Genomic DNA, 17,779 nt, shown 5'->3' with positions numbered 1-17,779 from the left:
TTCAGACCTAGCCTTGCGCGGATGGAAATGTCAAGAGCGCGGGCCGCGCTCAAGGCTCAATCCTCAAAGCGCAGGCGTTGCAGGGCGCCGGCGCGCGCGGCCAGCAGTTCGGCCACCACGGACACGGCGATCTGGCGCGGCGTCTCCGCGCCGATGGGCAGGCCGATGGGGCAGCGCACCGCCGCCAGCTCCGTGTCAGGCACGCCCCGGGCGCGCAAAGAGGCGTAGATCTGCTCCCGCTTGGTCTTGCCGCCGATCATCCCGATGTAGGAGGCATGGCTGGTCAGCGCTTGGGCCAGAGCCTCACGGTCGAGGCTGTGCCCGCGCGTGGCAATGGCCACATAATGCCGCCGCCCGACGCCGCAGGCCGCCACCAGGTTTTCAAAACCGGGCAGGGTCAGGCAGCGCCGGGCCATGGGAAAGCGCTCGGGGCTGGAAAACTCCGGGCGGTCGTCCACCACGTCCACCACAAAGCCGCAGGCATGGGCCAGCGTCGCCACCTCCAGCGACACATGCCCGCCGCCGCAGAGCAGCAGCACGGGCGGCGTTTCCAGTGGCTCCAGATAGACGCTTCGCTCTTCGAGGCGGAGCAGGCCGGCCCTGTTGTTCAGCTTTTCCAGCAGGGGGAGGGCCGCCTCCAGATCAGCGCGCGCGGCGGCGAAGCCCGCCGCCCGGCTCTCCGGCGGATACTCCGGCGCGTCCTCCGGCAAGGCCGCCAGGTGCAGACAGCGTTGGGGCTGATTTTCGCGGCTCAGATCCACAGTCCAGACGCCCCGCCCGCCCTCGCGCAGCACCTGGCCGGCCAGGGCGAACAGAGCGGCCTGCTCCGGCGCGAGCGCCTCGCAGAGCACGTCCATGCCGCCGCCGCAGGTCATGTCGCCGCTTTCGGTCAGGCCGGTGAGGTCGCAGGAGACGCGGGCCGAAATGCCGTCCGCCAGACATTGGCGGGCGGTCTCCACGGCGCGGGCCTCCTGCGCGCCGCCTCCCACCGTGCCTTCCAGCCCGGCCGGGGTGAGCAGGGCGCGGGCGCCGGCATGGCGCGGCGTCGAGCCTTCACGGCTGATGACGGTGAGCAGCACTGTGGGAATGCCCGCTTTCAGCAGAACGGCCAGGCGGGCCTCCAGACTGTCCTCGCCCGCCGGGGGCGGAACGTCCGGCGGGGCGGCCAGCCGCAACGAGTCCGGCGCGGGGGCCGGAGCGCCTTTCTTTGGGCCGCCCTTACGCATGGCCGTCCTCCTTCACATAGCCGCAGCCCTTGACCGGACAGATGATTCTGACGCCGTCCCGACTTTTCTTTTCCACCAGATAGGGAGAATCGCAGCGCGGGCAGGGGCCGGGCACGGGCTTGTCCCAGAGGGCGAAATCGCACTGGGGATACTGGTCGCAGGAGTAAAAAATCTTGCCGCGCCTGCTGCTTTTCTCCACCAGGCCGCCCTTGCCGCAGCGAGGGCAGGGCACGCCCGTGGAAAAGGGCGCGGCGTAGTCGCAGGCCGGGTATCCCGTGCAGGCGATGAAACGGCTGCCGGTGCGCGACTTTTTGATCACCAGGTCCTTGCCGCAGCGCGGGCATTGGCCCACTTTTTCATACCGCGGCTTTTCCTGGGCCACGGCTTCCACCCTGCCGTCCCCGGTGCGCGCGAAATTGCTGGTGTAGCGGCATTCCGGATAGCCGGAGCAGGCCAGAAACGCGCCCGCCTTGCCGAACTTGATCAACAGGGGCTTGCCGCATTCCGGGCAGGGCAGATCCGCGGGCAGGCCGCCCTTGAGGCTCTGCATGTTTCTGGCCGCGGCCTCCAGCGTGGGATTGAAGTCCGCCGCGAAGGCGCGCATCAGGTCCACCCAGTTTTCGCCGCCCTCGGCCACCCTGTCCAGACCTTCCTCCATCTGCGCGGTGAAGCCCACATCCATAAGCCTGGCAAAATGCTCCACAAGCTGACGGCAGACCACCCGCCCCAGGTCTGTGGGCACAAAGTGGCGTTCGGTCAGCTGCACATAATCGCGGTCTTGCAGGGTGGAGATGATGGCCGCGTAGGTGGAGGGCCGGCCGATGCCCAGCTCTTCCAGCTCGCGCACCAGACTGGCTTCGCTGTAGCGGGCCGGAGGCTGGGTGAATTTCTGCTCTTTGTCCAGTCCGTTCAGGGTCAGGCTTTGTCCCGCCGTGAGCGGGGGCAGCGCGGCGTCCGCCTCGTCCGCGCCGCGCGGCAGCACGGCCAGAAAGCCGGGAAAGAGCAGGCGCTCGCCCCTGGCCCGCCAGAGGGTATGCGCGCAGGCGATCATGGCCGTGGTGTCGTGAAAGCGGGCCCCGGCCATCTGCGAGGCCACAAAGCGCGACCAGATCAGGCGGTAGAGATTGTACTGCTCCGGCGGCAGGTGCGGCTTGACCATATCCGGCGTGATGTTCACGTCCACCGGGCGGATGGCTTCGTGGGCGTCCTGGGCGCCGCCCCTGGCCTTGTAAATGCGGGTCTTTTTGGGCAGATGGTTCTCGCCGAAGGTCTGGATGATGAAATCTCTGGCCGCCTGGCGCGCCTCGTCGGCAATGCGTGTGGAGTCTGTGCGCATGTAGGTGATCAGGGCCGTGAGCCCCCTGTCCCCCAGCTCCACGCCTTCATAAAGGCGCTGGGCGATGTTCATGGTGCGCTTGGCCGTGTAGGAGAGGCGCTGGTTGGCCGCCTGTTGCAGGGTGGAGGTGATGAAGGGGGGCTGGGGCGCGCGTTCGCGTTCTTTTTCTTCCACGCTTTCCACCACAAAGGCTTTGCCCCTGAGCGCGGCCTCCAGACTGTCCGCCTGCGCCGCGTTGCCGATGACGGCCTTCTTGGCGTTGACTTTGACCAGTTCCGCCTTGAACGGCGGCGGCGCGTCGGCGGCAAGCAGAGCCTTGAACAGCCAGTACTCCTCAGGCCTGAAGGCTTCGCGCTCGGCCTCGCGTTCCACAATCAGACGCAGGGCCACGGATTGCACGCGCCCGGCGGAAATGCCGCGCTTGATGGTTTTCCAGAGCAGGGGCGAAATTTTGTAGCCCACCAGGCGATCCAGCACGCGCCGGGCCTGCTGGGCGTCAAAAAGATGGCTGTTGAGCGCGCGCGGGTGCGCCAGGGCATCCTTGACGGCTTTGGCCGTGATTTCATTGAACTGAATGCGCTTGATATCTTTGGCCTTGTCGCGGATCAGCTCGGCCACATGCCAGGCGATGGCCTCGCCCTCGCGATCCGGGTCGGGGGCCAGGTAGACCGTATCGGCCTTGGCCGCGGCGGCGCGCAGTTCGCTGACCACGTTTTTCTTGTTTTCAATCACTTCGTAATGGGGCGCAAAGTCATTGGCCTCATCCACGCCCAGAGAGCTGGAGGGCAGATCGCGCACATGGCCCACGCTGGCCTGCACCGCGTACTGCGGGCCCAGAAATTTCTTGATGGTTTTCACCTTGGCCGGGGATTCCACTATGATCAACTGCTTGCCCATGCGCCGTCCTCATCCGGATGCCGTGCGCCGCCGCGGGGGCCGCCGGCGCTCCGGGTTCATTGCATTCATTATGGTAGGGGCAAGATACGACAAACGCGGGCGGCGTCAAGTGCGGCGGCCGGCCGGGCTTCCGGCGCGGCCCCGCCGACTGGACAGGCGTCTTCATCTGGGCTACTGAAACAATGGAAACAGGTTCGGTGTCTTTGCCCGGCACGATCCAGGGGATGTGCATATGCGTGCGCCTCATCGGTCATATGGCTATTTTTTGCCGCTCTGTCTGCTGCTGTGCGGCCTGCTGGCCGCGTGCGCCGGGCGGCAGACCGCGGGTGTCGCGCCGGAACAGGGCGGCCCGGGGGGCGGCGCTCCGGCGCAGACGTCGCTTGAACCCCTGCCGCGCGTGCCCGTCAGATCCGGCCAGAGCGTGCATGTGGCCGTCAGCGGCGGCGACCCCAACCTGAATGCGGATTTGCAATCCATGCTCACGGCCTATATCCAGAGCGAACGCGGCCTCACCCCGGCCGAAGCGGCCAGGGACGCCGACATTCTGGTGCGCGTGCGCATTGAGGATATTTACCCTCTGGGTTCCAAAAGCGAACCGGTCAGCGCGGGCAAGGCTCTGAGCGGCGCAGCCGCCGGGGCCATGCTGGGCATGCTGCTGGGCCGCGCCGTGGACGCCAACGGCCGAGGCGGCGCGGGCTGGGGAGCGGGCGGCGGCGCGTTGCTGGGCCTGGGCGTGGCCCTGCTGGACAGCCGGGGCAAAAGCAAGGTCTGGGGCCTGAGGGCCGGGGTGGGCATTCGTTCCGACGGGCGCGAGCCCGCTGAAAGCGAAATGCGCCAGGTGGCCGTCAGCGCCGAAGGGGCGGACATGGGCCGCGAGGATTGCCTGCCCGCCCTGGAGGACAAGCTCAGCCTGGAAGTGCTCAACGCTCTCGCGCCCTAGGGCCTGATTGCAAAAATTCCGCGCGGAATTCCGCGAAGAACTTTTGCGGGATCGTTGGCGAAAAAACGTGGTTTTTCGCAAATGGACCCGGCCACGCCGCCGCAGAACCTTGCGGGTTTTGTGGTGTCCACTTTTGCAAGCAGACACCAGGCTCAGACCTCATTAAAAAACATGTTATGGGTTTTGTGTGCCGGTAAAAGGGGTTTTTCCGCTCGCCGCCCGAAGCGGAGCGAAGGGCGGGCCCTGTCGTCGCGCTGCCGATTTGGGGTGCGGCGGCGGGTGGCGTCGCAATGAACAGGAGCGGGTTTTCCCGCCGGGGCTGAAGCAGGCCCGTTTTTTGCATTAAAAGGCAAAGCGCCTCTCCGGGAGACAACTTTTCCTGAACCGATCATCCTTGCGTCCGCGCCCGCCCGCGGGGCCGGGCGACGCCGCAAGGCATGCCGCCAGAGGAGTCCCATGCCCATACCGCTGCTCATACCACGATTGTTTTGTCTTCTGCTTTTGACGTCGGGTCTGCTTTCTCTCAATGCCTGCATCCGCCAGGGCGACGGCGGCATCGCGGAAGTGGAGGTACTGCGCTCCGGCGCGCTGAACCGGGCCAGCGACGAGGATATTTCCAGCGTGGCATATGTGAGCGTGCGGGACATGACCAGCCGCGTCTCCCGCCTTCGCCCCCAGACTGAGGCCTGGCTGGGGCGCAAGGGCTTTACCGTGACGGACAATCCCAGCCAGGCGGGTCATATTGTCCAGATTTCCGTACTCGCGGCGGGGCAGACAAGCCCGGAAAACCTGCGCAGCGTGGTGGACGCCGGCTATGGCGCGCCCTCCGCTCTTTCCGGCGCTGGCGGCACGGCCCTGCTGGCCGACGTGCTGCTGGTGCAGCGGCGCGTGCCCAGCTCTCGCCGCCCCAGCCGGACGAATCTGAAAAATATTTCCAAGCGCAATGCCGTGGCCAGCAGCCAGATGCGTCTGGGGTTGCTGGCGCGCCATGATGTCCGGCTGCAATCCGAGCTGCCCGCCTCTTTCACGGATGCGCTGGCCCGCGAATTGAGCGCGGATATCAGCGCCGTGGACAGCGCCGCGCCCGCGCCCCAGCCCGCGCCCCAGACTGAGCGCTGAAGGCGTGAATCCCCCCCGTCATGAACAAGCGGCCCCGCAACAATGGGGGCCGCGTCATTTCCCGCCGCTGAAGACAGACCGCCGCCAGTGGCGCTCCGCCGTGGAAATCTGGCGAAAAATTACGGTTAAACAAACAGTCGAGACTGTTAAACGACCCTGGCGCGTCTCCGGCTTGGGATGTGCGGTTTGCGCAATGCCGCAATGGTCAGAAACAGCCTGCAACCCGAACCAGGCGCGCTCTGCGCGGCCTCGCCCGGCTGTCTTGACCCGCCTGGGGCTTGCGGGCATAACAGGACGCGGAGGGGCCGTATGGTCAAACCGTTTTTTCAGGGCAAGCTGGACACTTTTTGCGCCATTTACGCGGTGCTCAACGCCCTGCGCTTGACCCACGGCATACGGGTGCTCAAGGCGCGGGACATCCTCAACGAAACGCTGCTGGCTTTGGCGGGCGCGCCTGAAGCCTTCAAGGCCGTGCTGGAGCAGGAAACCGATTATCTCAATCTGGTGGACGGCATGCTGCGGGCGCAGAGCCGCGCTCTCCCCCTGGAAGTGCGCGTGCCCTTCGGCACGGAGGCGCGGCCTTCACCCGACGAGTTCTGGCGCGTCTGCCAGGATTGGCTCACGCCGCCGGGCGGACGGGCGGCCATTTTTTGCTTCATGCGCAGCCTGACCCCGGAAGGGCCGCCGGTAAACCGGCACTGGACCACCGCCGACCGCGTGGATGACGAGATTCTGCATCTTTTTGATTGCAGCCACGAGGCCGAAGCCATTCTGAACATCCGCAAAGACAGCTTTGCAACCCGGCCTGAAGCCGTGAGCGCCGATCGTTTGCTCTATATCCAGCCTGACAGTCTGCGGCTGTTGCGCCTGCCGTTTTAGAGCGTTTCGCTTTGAAGTTATTCAAGTAGTTTTGGGGAATCCAAATGTGTCCAGTTATCATGTAATTTCATCATGTTAACTAGGCATGCTTATTTCATGTCATCCACCAGAATCCCTCTGAATCCGAAAAACCGTTGGCAGACACGTTGGTAGTCTTTTGGTAGATCGGGGCTGTCAATGATGGCGTTTCCCAAGGCCAGACAGTGCGCCCCCGGCCCTGGGAAATCGGGAGGGGGTGATCCCTCCCGCTACCGGCATATTTTCTGTAATCCATTGTGGCAAAAGGATTTTTCAGGAATATGCTGGTACAGTCAGCCCAACCGTACCAAGGAAAACCGCACTGGAGGTGGATGGATGAAACTGACCGACATATTCATGCGGCATGTCGCGGCCAACGGCAAGGTACAGAAGCATTCGGACGGTGGGGGCCTGTTCCTCTATGTCACGCCTACGGGCAAAAATCGTGGCGGCTGGCGTACCGCTTTGCGGGCAGGCAGAAGCTCATTTCTCTTTGTTCGTATCCGTCCGTGAGCCTGCGCGAAGCGCGGGAAAAGAGGGAAGACGCCAAAAAAACTGCTGAGAGAACATACCGATCCCAGCGAAGCACGGCGGCAGGCCAGAGAAGCGGCGGCGGAAGCGGCCCGTAATTCCTTTGAGGATGTGGCGCGGGAAGGTACGCCAAGTATGCAAGACAATGGAAGAACGCCTACAAACGGGCGGTCATCCGTATTCTGGAAGAAAATCTTTTCCCCACATCGGCAAGCGCCCTATCAATGCCATCACGCCGAAAGACTGCTTGCCGCCCGACGAGTGGAGGAACGGGGCGCGCTGACCATCGTCCACAAGGCACTGCGCGATACCGGACGGATTTTCCGTTACGCAGTCGTCACCGGCAGGGCGGAACATGACATTGCCGCCGACTTGCGCGGCGCTCTCGCGCCCACTGCCAACGGCCACCATGCGGCCATTACCGAACCCGCCGCCGTGGGTGAATTATTGTCCTACTCAGGGAGGGGTACCCCCCCACCTTTAGGTGGCGGCTTTAGCTTTCTTTTGTAGTCTGTGGGCATGAGTAATTATCGCAAAGGCTCCCAAAGTGTTTTTTCAATTCACCTGCACCTGGTCTGGATAACCAAGTACCGGAAAAAGATTTTGTCAGGCGACATCGCCCAGAGGGGCAGGTCGCTGATACGCGGTATCTGTGAGAAATATCAGGTGGAAATGCTCAAAGGGCATATGGCTCCCGACCATATCCACCTTTTCGTTTCAATTCCTCCAAACCTTGCTGTGAGCGGGCTGATGCGGCAACTGAAAGGTCGGACCTCCCATGCCTTGATAAACGAATTTCCCTTGTTGCACCGCCAGTATTGGGGACGCCATATGTGGGCGCGCGGCTATTTCTGTTGCAGCAGCGGCAATGTGACCGATGAGGTGATCAAGCAATACATTGCACAACAGGAAGATGCCGATGAAACCTTCCGAATTGAGGGGGGAATGACTTCAGCCTGCTTCAGCAGGGGCCATACCGGCTTTACCCGGAACGCGACTTTAGTCGCCAAATCAGAACCACCCGCATAGCGGGTGATTTGCTCTAGCCCTATAAGGGCTTGTTACCGGCCAACACCTAAAGACGCTGGCTTTCACTTCATTCAAGCCCAATGCCATTACCGCTTTGGCCTACCCCTTGAAGGGGTCTTGATATTCCCTTGTAGTCAGTTTGTCTTACATGATGTCATGTTGCTCCTGTTGCTGAATGTATTTTCGGATGGTGGCTTCGTTCAGTCCTACTGTGCTGACGTAATAGCCTTCTACCCAAAACTTACGGTTGCCAAACTTATACTTCAAATTCGTATGCTTATCGAAGATCATCAGTGAACTTTTCCCCTTCAGGTAACCCATAAAGCTTGATACGCTGATTTTGGGTGGGATACTGACCAGCATATGGACATGATCTGGCATGATATGCCCTTCCAAAATTTCCACGCCTTTGTATTTGCACAGATTTTTAAGAATATATCCAATATTTTCGCATAGTTGTGTGAAAATAATTTTTCTTCGATACTTGGGTGTAAATACGATATGGTATTTGCACAGCCAACGGGTATGAGCTAAACTTTGAGTCTTGGCTCCCATATTAAGCACCTTTTCTGAAGGTTACGATGGGCTTGAACACCTCTATCGTAACTGAAAGGTGCTTTTTTTGTAAAACTTTCTGTCGCGCACCCGCATAGCGGATGGTTTATTGTCTTAGGCACTATGCGCCTTCGACTGGCTAAAGCCATAGGTAAATCCACCGGCTTTAGTCGGTGGATTGTTCAATGTTGAAGTTAATTATAACTATCAGGGGTAACATATTCAAACTAAGAATCCCCTTGCGTGGTATGAAAAGAGACCACACAAAGGGATTTCGCTACTATGAAGCAATAAGACAATTAAAGAAAGTTTTGTTGACAATCAATCTAAAGTTGACAAAATCAATCATAAAAGAAAATTTTACTTGATTATCCCAATAATATAACGTATGAAATAAGTATTTGGTATCGGCTTCAGGAGACTCAAAATGGCTAAAAATATACTTCTCTCACCTATCTTGAAATGGGTTGGTGGTAAGAGGCAGCTCTTAAATGACATTCTCCCGTTAATTCAATCCAAGGGAACGTATATAGAACCTTTTCTTGGTGGTGGTGCTGTTTTGTTCGCTCATCAGCCAAAGAAGGCTATTGTAAATGACTACAATTCCGAATTAATGAATGTTTATAAAGTTGTGAAGAATAATCCAGAACAGCTTATTAAATCATTACAAGTTCATTATGTTAATAACTCTGAGGAATATTTCTATGAAATAAGAGAACTGGATAGAACAGAAAAATATAAATTAATGTCTATGATTGAAAAAGCTTCAAGAATAATTTACCTGAATAAGACTTGTTACAATGGATTGTATAGGGTAAATTCTTCAGGTTATTTTAATTCTCCGTATGGAAGATATAAGAATCCTAATATAGTGAATATTCCTGTAATAAGGGCGATGTCAAAGTATTTCAACGACAATGAAATTACTTTGCTTCAAGGAGATTACAAAGAAGCATTGAAAAAAGCAAGAAGGGGAAGTTTCGTTTATCTTGACCCGCCCTATATGCCGATTTCAAGTTCTGCGAACTTTACAGGTTATACGGAGAATGGCTTCGGATACAAGCAACAGCAAGAGTTGAAAAAGGAATGCGACAAGCTGAGAGAGAAAGGTATTAAGTTTGCTCAATCCAACTCTGACTGTACTGAAATTCGTGAACTTTACAAAGAGTATACGATTAAGACTGTTCAAGCGAAACGTGCTATCAATAGCAACTCTGCAAAGCGTGGAGATGTCAATGAGGTTTTGATATATGCTTGATGAAACTTCCAGAGAAATGAACGCTGAACAGGCTTGGTGTGCATTACTGAGTCGGTACAACATCGTTCATGAGGTTGAGCAAAATGGAATATTTCACATCACAGCCGCCCAAATTAAGGAATACAAAGAACCTAGGATAATGGCGAAGTGGGATAGTTCCGAAAGTTTGCCATCTTCTTTAAAGACGAACAATCTGAACATCCTTCCTGATAGTAGAGGTTCTTACGTTATTGGCGACTTTATTCTGTATCAGGAAATTCCTGAATTGACAGAACGAGTTGAACAAATGACGCAAGTTCAACTTGGAGAATATGAAACCATAGATGTTAACAACATCACTTCCGAGGCAAATGCAATTAATGTTCTCGTTCTGTCTGGAATTTTAGATGACTTCCTTGAAGCATCCAATACAGTAGTAACTTTTAATGGTCGTATGGGTACTGGATACTTTAATTTTGAAGTGGATACTCATAGAAACATAAAGCGTAGAATTAGCGTAAATAACGCACAATGCGAGATAGATGGTGGCTTTGAGAATAGTAATAACGTGGTAATATTAGAAGCGAAGAACGTGTTACACAAAGATTTTCACGTCAGGCAGTTGTATTATCCATACAGATTGTGGAAGGAGAAAGTCAATAAGCCTATACGGCTAATATTATCTGTCTATTCCAATATGATATATCGTTTGTTTGAGTACAGATTTAATACGCTTGAAGACTATTCATCCATAGAATTAATACAAACAAAAAATTATTCATTACAGGACATACATATTTCTCATGAAGATTTGATGGGTGTTCGGAGAAATACCGTTGTTACGAAGAGCGATAATATTGAAGAAACCGATATTCCGTTCATACAGGCAGATTCCGTGAATCGGCTCATATCGTTGTTAGAAAATATGGAAAACAATCCGATGACGAAAGAGCAAATTATGGAATTGATGGAGTTCGTAGAGCGTCAATATGATTACTATGTAAGTGCTGGTATCTATCTTGGAATCTTTGAGCGAGTAATAAGAAGTAGAATAGTCAAGCTAACTAGAATTGGTGAATTGTTGTGCCGTATGACCTATAAGGAGCGCCAATTAAAGTTGGTTAGCTTGATGGTTGAGCATCAGATATTTGCCATTTTCTTTGATCATGTGATAGAAAGCAACGGAGAGTTGCCCACCAAACAACAAGTCTGTGATAAGATGCGTGTGTTGAACGTCTGTGGAGACAACGAAACTACAATAGGGAGGCGAGCAAGTTCCGTTCTTGGTTGGTTGAGATGGATATTCAATCTTCCTAATCTTGGCTGATGAATCAGAACCACCCGCTATACGGGTGATTCTGATTCCGGGCGGTCGGCAAGAGTCTGTGATCCGTGATGGGCGCTTTACGCTCCCTTTTTCTCCAGTTTGGCCCAGGTATCCCGCAGCGTGGCCGTGCGATTGAACACGGCCAGCTCCGGCGAGCTGTCCTTGTCTTTGCAGAAATAGCCCAGGCGCTCAAATTGCAGGGTTCGGCCGATTTCGCAGTTGGCCAGGGCCGGTTCCAGCAGGCCGCGCGTCACACGCAGGGACTGGGGGTTGAGGTTGTCCAGAAAGGTTTTGCCCTCGGGTACGGCATTGGGGTTTTCCGCCGCAAAGAGATGCTCGTACAGGCGTACCTCCGCCGGGAGGGCGTGCGCCGCCGACACCCAGTGGATGGCGCCCTTGACCCTGCGCCCGTCCGGGCTCTGGCCGCCCCGGCTCTGGGGGTCGTATACGCAGCGCAGTTCCAGCACATTGCCGTTCTCATCCAGCACGGCCTCGCGGCAGGTGATGAAATAGGCGTAGCGCAGGCGCACTTCCGCGCCGGGCGAAAGGCGATGGAACTTCTTGGGCGGCTCCAGGCGGAAGTCGTCACGCTCAATATACAGCTCGCGCGAGAACGGCGCCTTGCGGCTGCCATAGGAGGGGTCTTCCGGGTGGTAGGGCATTTCAAATTCCTCCACCTGGTCTTTCGGATAATTTTCGATAACCACCTTGATGGGGTCCAGCACGGCCATGGCGCGCGGGGCATGCGCGTTGAGGTGCTCGCGAACGCAAAATTCCAGCATGGAGTAATCCACCATGGAGTCGGCGCGGGCCAGGCCGATACGGGCGCAGAACTCGCGCAGGGCCGCCGCCGGAACGCCCCGGCGGCGCAGGCCGCTGAGCGTAGGCATACGCGGGTCGTCCCATCCCCGGACATGCCCCTCTCTGACCAGCTGGATCAGCTTGCGCTTGGAAAGCACGGTATGGGTCAGGTTCAGGCGGGCAAATTCGATCTGTTGCGGATGGTACACGCCCAGAGTGTCCAGCACCCAGTCGTACAGCTCGCGATTGTTCACAAATTCCAGCGTGCAGAGCGAATGCGTGATGCCCTCCAGCGAGTCGGACAGGCAGTGCGTAAAGTCATACATGGGATAGACGCACCAGGCGGTGCCCGTGCGGTGGTGACTGGCATGGCGGATGCGGTAAAGCGTGGGGTCGCGCATGACCAGATTGGGCGAGGCCATGTCGATCCTGGCGCGCAGCACGCGCGTTCCGTCCGGGAACTCTCCGGCGCGCATGCGGCGAAAGAGATCCAGATTTTCCTCCACACCGCGGTTGCGGTACGGGCTCTCGCGGCCGGGCTCGGTGAGCGTGCCGCGATATTCGCGTATTTCGTCGGCCGAGAGGTCATCCACATAGGCTTTGCCCATGCGGATCAGCTGCTCGGCATAGTCGTACAGGCGCTCAAAATAATTGGAGGCGTAAAACTCCCGCTCCTGCCAGTCGCCGCCCAGCCAGCGCACATCCTCGCGGATGGACTCCACATACTCGCTTTCTTCCTTGGTGGGATTGGTGTCGTCAAAACGCAGATTGCACATGCCGCCGAATTCACGCGCCACGCCAAAGTTGAGACAGATGGACTTGGCGTGTCCGAGATGCAGGTAGCCGTTGGGCTCAGGCGGAAAACGCGTGTGAACCCGGCCGCCGAAACGGCCGGAGGCGTTATCCTCCTGAATGCGGGCGCGGATAAAATCAACGCCGGGCCGGGCCGGTTCAGGGGCCGTGGCGTCGCTGCCGATCTGCATCGTGTCCGGGTTGCCGGTGGGGGCCATAGCGCTCTCCATGCAAGGGTAATACATTGAATTGACAAAATTACGACAAGCTGTCTCACGGGTCAATGCCCGCCCCCGGCCCCGGGCAAACGCATGAAAACATCGGGAGGCGTGGCGGCGCGAAGAATCGCATAAATAAAACCGCCGCCCCAAGCCGTCCGTCGCCGCGGCCCGCCGCTCTTGCCAAAGCCGGCAAAGACGGCTATATAGGCCGTCCCTGTCTGATATTCCTTTCAGGCCGGGAAAAAAATTGCGCGGCGTCCGTAAAGGTCAGGCCCTGCCGGTCAAACCGGCGACAGGGCCGCTGAAAACCGGGTCCGGCCGACCGCGACGAGGTTTTGTCATGAAAAAAGACATCCATCCCAAAGTGTTCAAGGCTACCATCACCTGCGCCTGCGGCCATGAAGAGCAGGTGCTCTCCACCAAGGGCGAACAGATTCATGTGGAAGTCTGCTCCTCCTGCCACCCCTTTTTCACCGGCAAGCAGCGCTTTCTGGATACGGCCGGCCGCATTGACCGCTTCCGTAAAAAGTACGCCAAGTTTGAACAGAAGTAAGCGCAGCCTGATCGGTCGCCCGCGCCTGGCCCCGCCGCCGGGGCTCGCGCCAGGGTTGCTGGCTCTTTTGCCCCGCCTGACGGCCGACTGCCCTTCTGTGGGTGGTCAGGCCGTCATGGAGGGCGTGATGATGCGCAACGGCGATGTGTACGGTCTGGCCGTGCGCCGCCCGGACGGCGTCATCCGCGCCCAGCGTTTGCCCTGGTTTTCCCTGACCCGTCGCGCCTGGCTCAAAAAGCCTTTTGTGCGCGGTTTTCCCATTCTGCTGGAAACCCTGGTCAACGGCATCCAGGCGTTGAACCGTTCGGTGGAGGCCGCGGCCCAGAGCGCGGAGGAAGAGCTGTCCGGCTGGAGCCTGGCCCTGAGCCTGGGCCTGGCCCTGCTCATGGCCGTCGCCCTTTTTGTGGTGGCCCCGCACCTGCTTTCGCTGGTCATGCTCTGGCTGCATCTGGGCGGCGATGTGGAAGGGCTGTCCTTTCACATCTGGGACGGCTTTTTCAAGTGCTGCATTTTCATGGGTTACATTCGCCTCATATCCCATGTGCCGGATATCCGGCGCGTGTTTCAGTATCACGGGGCCGAGCACAAGACCATTCACGCCTTTGAAGCCGGCGGCGAGGTCAGCGCGGCCCGCGCGGCGGGCATGAGCCGCCTGCACCCCCGTTGCGGCACCACTTTCTTGCTGTTTGTGATCTGCATTTCCATTATTTTGCACGCGGTGCTGGTGCCCTTGCTGCTGATGATCCACACGCCGCAGAGCATGGCGGCCAAGCATGCCCTGACCGTGTCCTTCAAGTTTCTGCTTATGGCGCCCATCAGCGCCCTGGCCTACGAGCTGATCCGCTACGCGGCGCGCATGCCCGACGGTTTCTGGGCCACGCTGCTGCGCGCGCCGGGGCTGGCCCTGCAACGCCTGACCACCTGTGAGCCGGATCAGAATCAGCTGGACGTGGCCATAGTGGCGCTGCGCGAGGCTCTGGGCCCGGATGCCGGGGCGAGAATCCACACCGTGCCCTATTCCGAGGGTTGAGCCTTGCCCGGTTGGCCGGGCCATCCGGGCCGTCCCCGCCTGAGGGGCGTCCGTGGCGGCTGTTTCCGTTTTTTTCATCTTTTGCGCGCTTGCGTGCCGGAGTTCGCATATGTTCGCCAAACTGGAAGGTCTTGAAAAAAAATATATGGAGCTGGAAGAGGCCCTGGCCCAGCCCGACGTGTTCAATGATCAGGAGCACTACCGCAAACTGACCAAGGCGCACGCCGATTTGCGTGAAATTGTGGAGCTGTTCCGCAAGTACCGGGCGCTGCAGCGGGAGCTGGAGGATAACAAGCAGCTGCTGCACGACGAAGACCCCGGCATACGCGAAATGGCGCATGAGGAGGTTCGTCGGGCCGAGGAGGAACTGCCCCGCATCGAGCAGGCTCTCAAAGTGGCCCTGCTGCCCACGGACCCGCTGGACGAAAAGAATACCATTCTTGAAATCCGGGCCGGCGCCGGCGGCGAGGAGGCGGCGCTGTTCGCGGCGGATATCTTTCGTATGTATACCCGCTATGCCGAGCTTCAGGGCTGGAAGGTGGAGCTGATGAGCGAATCGCCTTCAGAATCGGGCGGTTACAAGGAAGTCATCTGCCTGATTTCCGGCGACCGGGTTTACAGCCGCCTCAAATTCGAGGCCGGCGCCCATCGCGTGCAGCGCGTGCCCGCCACCGAAACACAGGGGCGCATCCACACGTCGGCGGCCACGGTGGCCGTGATGCCCGAAGCCGAGGAAGTGGATGTGGAGATACGGCCCGAAGACTTGCGCATTGATATTTACCGCGCATCCGGCGCGGGCGGGCAGCACGTCAACAAGACGGAATCCGCCGTGCGCATCACCCATTTGCCCACCAATACCGTTGTAACCTGCCAGGACGAGCGCTCGCAGCACAAAAACAAGGCCCGCGCCATGAAAGTGCTGGCCTCGCGCATTCTGGCCGCCGAGCGCGAGCGCCAGAACGCGGAGCTTTCCGCCGACCGCAAGGCGCAGGTGGGTTCGGGCGACCGCTCGGAGCGCATCCGCACCTACAATTTCCCGCAGGGCCGTTGCACGGATCACCGCATCAACCTGACCCTGTATTCTCTGGACCGGATCATGGAAGGCGAGCTGACGCCGCTGTTTGACGCCCTGTCCACGGCGGCGCAGACCGAGGCCCTCAAGGCGCAGGCTGAAGACATGGCCTCGTAAGAGCGGCCGGCGGCTCGCCGGCAGACCGCGAATCGCGCTCATACCGCCGCGGCGGCAAACGCCGCATGCGCCGGCGCAGATAAGAACCGCCCCTCCCTGACGCGACAGGGGCAGAGGAGGGCGGGCGCATCTCGTTCGTGCCCTGGCTGTTCGCGCTTTGTCGTGCTGCTCCGTCAGAACCGGCTTTACGGCGCTGGCGGCTTTGCCCCCCTTTCGCCGAGTGCCGGTTGATCAGGCAATGAATGGAGATTGTTAGGCTCAAAGCTCATTAAAAATACATTTTATGGCTTTTGCTTGTCGGTAAAAAGGGAGATTGCTCCGCTCGCCGCCCGAAGCGGAGCGAAGGGTGGGGCTGTCGCCACAACAAGCCAAAAAGGCGGGAATTTTTCGCGCTGGCAAGCGCCACTCCGTCACGCGTCAGCCGCGTCATCGCCGGGGCAATCCCCGTCCAGCGCCAGCACATGCGCATAACGACCGCTTTTGCGGGCCCGCTCCGCCAGCGCCGCGCCCTCCTGCCGGCAGCGCGGGCAGGCATGGCGGGGAATCAGCAGGCAGAGAGAGCGCTCCACCCGTTCCGAGCTGCTTTCTATCCGCCCCAGGCCGGAACAGTCGCCGCAAAGGCGCCAGGCTTCGCACTGGCTTTCGCGCAGCATGTCCGTATCGTAAAAAATGTGCTTGCGCCGTGCCCACCAGCCGTCCTCTTCCCGGCCTTCCGCGGGTTGCGCCGGGGGATGCCGGTAGAGTTTCACCATCTGATCGCAGAGTTCGGCGATGTAGCGGCCCGTTTCGGCCCGCTGGCGGGTGGAGGCCGGGGTGCGGCCCGGCTCGCTGATGTCTTCGGCAGACAGCCCGGCCAGGGCCAGGCAGATGGCCAGATTGACGTAAGGCAGCGCGCCCCGGATGGAATAGCCGCCTTCCAGCACGGCGATGTCCGGGTTCAGGGCCGCGTTGAGCGCCGCATAGCCCTGGGCCGAAAGACGCATATTGGCCAGCGGGTCGGTAAAATGATTGTCCTGCCCGGCGGAATTGATGACCAGGTCAGGCTTGAACTCGGCCAGGATGGGCAGCACGGCATGTTCAATGGCGTACAGATAGCCCTCATCCGCCGTCTCGGGCGGCAGAGGGATGTTGATGGTTCGGCCCAGAGCCGCAGGGCCGCCGCATTCCTGCGGAAAACCCGTGCCGGGATAGAGGGTGCGGCCGTCCTGATGCAGAGAGATGAACAGGGTGTGCGGGTCGTTCCAGAACACGTCCTGGCTGCCGTCGCCGTGGTGCACGTCCGTATCCACAATGGCGATGCGCAGGGGCCGCCCGTCGGGATGGGGGTAGTGATCGCGAATGTACTCCACCATCACGGCTTCATTATTGATGTTGCAGAAGCCGCGATTGCCGTGAACCACGCGCATGGCGTGATGGCCGGGCGGGCGCACCAGGGCGAAGGCCCTGTCTTCTTTTTTCTCCAGCACCAGACGCGCGGCGGTGATGGCCCCGCCGGCCGCGGCCAGATGGGAATCAGTGCTCACCGCGCCCACCGAGGGCAGACAGAAATGGGCGCGCGCCAGCTGGGCGCGGCTGGCGAAAGAGGGGCGGTATTCGCTGATGCCGGGGATATCGAAAAGCCCTTCTTCCTGCAACTGGTCGCGGGTGTAGAGCAGGCGTTCCTCACGCTCCGGGTGCGTGGCTGAAATGGCCCAGTCAAAAGCCGGAAAAAAGACCACCCCCAGACGGCGGGCGGCCGCAAGAGGCTCAGCGCTCATCGCAATCATCCATATTTTCAAAAATGTCGGCCCCATAACGGGCCTCGGAAACCATTCTGCCGAAAAAACCCTGGGCCAGGGCATAGGCCAGGTTGCTTTCAGCCACGGCGGCAAACAAAAGACCGTCCTGATCGTGGAGGGCAAAAAGGCCGCCGTCGCCGCCAGCCCGGCGAAAAACCGCGCAATGCAGCAAGCCGGGATCGCCCATGCGGCTGACGGTCTCATAGCCGTCGCGCCGCGCCCCCCGCGCCGCGGCATCCGCCAGCGCGTCGTCCTGGCGCGGTTCAAAACGCAGGCGCGTTCCCTCCGCGTGAATGGTGTACATTTCGCTCATGCCGTGCT

At 59.1% G+C, this 17,779-nt stretch carries 18 protein-coding genes; 12 read left to right on the top strand and 6 right to left on the bottom strand.

Annotated elements, in window-relative coordinates; all coding sequences use genetic code 11:
- Nucleotides 1–56: 56 nt before the first annotated feature.
- Complete coding sequence (locus ACQRA4_RS00495; protein ID WP_427821114.1) at nucleotides 57–1,226, bottom strand: XdhC family protein; 1,170 nt, start codon at nucleotides 1,224–1,226, stop codon at nucleotides 57–59.
- Nucleotides 1,219–3,459: a type I DNA topoisomerase gene (gene topA / locus ACQRA4_RS00490; RefSeq protein WP_427821113.1), complete on the bottom strand. Its 2,241-nt coding sequence runs from the start codon at nucleotides 3,457–3,459 to the stop codon at nucleotides 1,219–1,221. The genes ACQRA4_RS00495 and topA overlap by 8 nt, the downstream gene beginning before the upstream one ends.
- A 232-nt stretch (nucleotides 3,460–3,691) precedes the next feature.
- Between topA and ACQRA4_RS00485 the strand changes: the two genes are divergently transcribed.
- The 7 genes from ACQRA4_RS00485 to tnpA (ACQRA4_RS00455) all read left to right on the top strand — a co-directional run bounded on the left by ACQRA4_RS00485 (nucleotide 3,692) and on the right by tnpA (ACQRA4_RS00455) (nucleotide 7,975).
- Nucleotides 3,692–4,399, top strand: a complete 708-nt coding sequence (locus ACQRA4_RS00485) for a hypothetical protein (protein WP_427821112.1) — start codon at nucleotides 3,692–3,694, stop codon at nucleotides 4,397–4,399.
- Between the two features lie 456 nt (nucleotides 4,400–4,855).
- Nucleotides 4,856–5,518 (top strand): complement resistance protein TraT, encoded by a 663-nt coding sequence (traT, locus tag ACQRA4_RS00480; RefSeq protein ID WP_427821111.1) that lies wholly within the window; start codon nucleotides 4,856–4,858, stop codon nucleotides 5,516–5,518.
- Between the two features lie 309 nt (nucleotides 5,519–5,827).
- Nucleotides 5,828–6,397 carry a hypothetical protein gene (locus ACQRA4_RS00475; RefSeq protein ID WP_427821110.1) on the top strand — a complete coding sequence of 190 codons (570 nt, stop codon included), beginning with the start codon at nucleotides 5,828–5,830 and terminating at the stop codon, nucleotides 6,395–6,397.
- A gap of 354 nt (nucleotides 6,398–6,751) precedes the next feature.
- Complete coding sequence (locus ACQRA4_RS00470) at nucleotides 6,752–6,928, top strand: hypothetical protein (RefSeq protein WP_427821316.1); 177 nt, start codon at nucleotides 6,752–6,754, stop codon at nucleotides 6,926–6,928.
- Nucleotides 6,868–7,044 (top strand): Arm DNA-binding domain-containing protein, encoded by a 177-nt coding sequence (locus tag ACQRA4_RS00465; RefSeq protein WP_427821309.1) that lies wholly within the window; start codon nucleotides 6,868–6,870, stop codon nucleotides 7,042–7,044. The genes ACQRA4_RS00470 and ACQRA4_RS00465 overlap by 61 nt, the downstream gene beginning before the upstream one ends.
- A 37-nt stretch (nucleotides 7,045–7,081) precedes the next feature.
- A complete protein-coding gene (locus tag ACQRA4_RS00460) occupies nucleotides 7,082–7,456 on the top strand; it encodes a phage integrase central domain-containing protein (protein ID WP_427821109.1) in 375 nt (124 codons plus the stop codon).
- A 9-nt stretch (nucleotides 7,457–7,465) separates the two neighbouring features.
- Nucleotides 7,466–7,975, top strand: a complete 510-nt coding sequence (gene tnpA, locus ACQRA4_RS00455; protein ID WP_427821108.1) for an IS200/IS605 family transposase — start codon at nucleotides 7,466–7,468, stop codon at nucleotides 7,973–7,975.
- Between the two features lie 144 nt (nucleotides 7,976–8,119).
- Here the strand turns inward: tnpA (ACQRA4_RS00455) and tnpA (ACQRA4_RS00450) are convergent, their stop codons facing one another.
- Nucleotides 8,120–8,530 (bottom strand): IS200/IS605 family transposase, encoded by a 411-nt coding sequence (gene tnpA, locus ACQRA4_RS00450; RefSeq protein ID WP_427821107.1) that lies wholly within the window; start codon nucleotides 8,528–8,530, stop codon nucleotides 8,120–8,122.
- A gap of 427 nt (nucleotides 8,531–8,957) precedes the next feature.
- On the opposite strand from tnpA (ACQRA4_RS00450), the gene ACQRA4_RS00445 reads away from it, so the two are divergent.
- Complete coding sequence (locus ACQRA4_RS00445) at nucleotides 8,958–9,788, top strand: DNA adenine methylase (protein ID WP_427821106.1); 831 nt, start codon at nucleotides 8,958–8,960, stop codon at nucleotides 9,786–9,788.
- On the top strand, nucleotides 9,781–11,094 hold the full coding sequence (locus ACQRA4_RS00440; protein WP_427821105.1) for a type II restriction enzyme: 1,314 nt from the start codon (nucleotides 9,781–9,783) through the stop codon (nucleotides 11,092–11,094). The genes ACQRA4_RS00445 and ACQRA4_RS00440 overlap by 8 nt, the downstream gene beginning before the upstream one ends.
- Before the next feature lie 77 nt (nucleotides 11,095–11,171).
- On the opposite strand, the gene ACQRA4_RS00435 is transcribed toward ACQRA4_RS00440, so the two are convergent.
- Nucleotides 11,172–12,878, bottom strand: coding sequence for a glutamine--tRNA ligase/YqeY domain fusion protein (locus ACQRA4_RS00435; protein ID WP_427821308.1), 1,707 nt, complete (start codon nucleotides 12,876–12,878; stop codon nucleotides 11,172–11,174).
- 370 nt (nucleotides 12,879–13,248) lie between these two features.
- On the opposite strand from ACQRA4_RS00435, the gene rpmE reads away from it, so the two are divergent.
- From rpmE to prfA, 3 genes are all read left to right on the top strand, one after another.
- The gene (gene rpmE, locus ACQRA4_RS00430; protein WP_427821104.1) at nucleotides 13,249–13,461 is read left to right on the top strand and encodes a 50S ribosomal protein L31; all 213 of its coding nucleotides are present in this window, start codon (nucleotides 13,249–13,251) and stop codon (nucleotides 13,459–13,461) included.
- A gap of 115 nt (nucleotides 13,462–13,576) precedes the next feature.
- Nucleotides 13,577–14,491, top strand: a complete 915-nt coding sequence (locus ACQRA4_RS00425) for a DUF1385 domain-containing protein (RefSeq protein WP_427821307.1) — start codon at nucleotides 13,577–13,579, stop codon at nucleotides 14,489–14,491.
- Between the two features lie 109 nt (nucleotides 14,492–14,600).
- Nucleotides 14,601–15,680, top strand: coding sequence for a peptide chain release factor 1 (prfA, locus tag ACQRA4_RS00420; RefSeq protein WP_427821103.1), 1,080 nt, complete (start codon nucleotides 14,601–14,603; stop codon nucleotides 15,678–15,680).
- 410 nt (nucleotides 15,681–16,090) lie between these two features.
- Here prfA and ACQRA4_RS00415 read toward each other — a convergent pair whose 3' ends face one another.
- Both ACQRA4_RS00415 and ACQRA4_RS00410 read right to left on the bottom strand, forming a co-directional pair.
- Nucleotides 16,091–17,437 (bottom strand): histone deacetylase family protein, encoded by a 1,347-nt coding sequence (locus ACQRA4_RS00415; protein WP_427821102.1) that lies wholly within the window; start codon nucleotides 17,435–17,437, stop codon nucleotides 16,091–16,093.
- On the bottom strand, nucleotides 17,427–17,771 hold the full coding sequence (locus tag ACQRA4_RS00410; RefSeq protein ID WP_427821101.1) for a hypothetical protein: 345 nt from the start codon (nucleotides 17,769–17,771) through the stop codon (nucleotides 17,427–17,429). The genes ACQRA4_RS00415 and ACQRA4_RS00410 overlap by 11 nt, the downstream gene beginning before the upstream one ends.
- Nucleotides 17,772–17,779 lie beyond the last annotated feature (8 nt).

The organism is Desulfovibrio sp. SGI.169 (genome assembly GCF_050313595.1).
Taxonomy (GTDB): domain Bacteria; phylum Desulfobacterota; class Desulfovibrionia; order Desulfovibrionales; family Desulfovibrionaceae; genus Desulfovibrio.
Note: the sequence above shows the minus strand (reverse complement) of the source record. Positions and strands in the feature narration are given on the sequence as shown.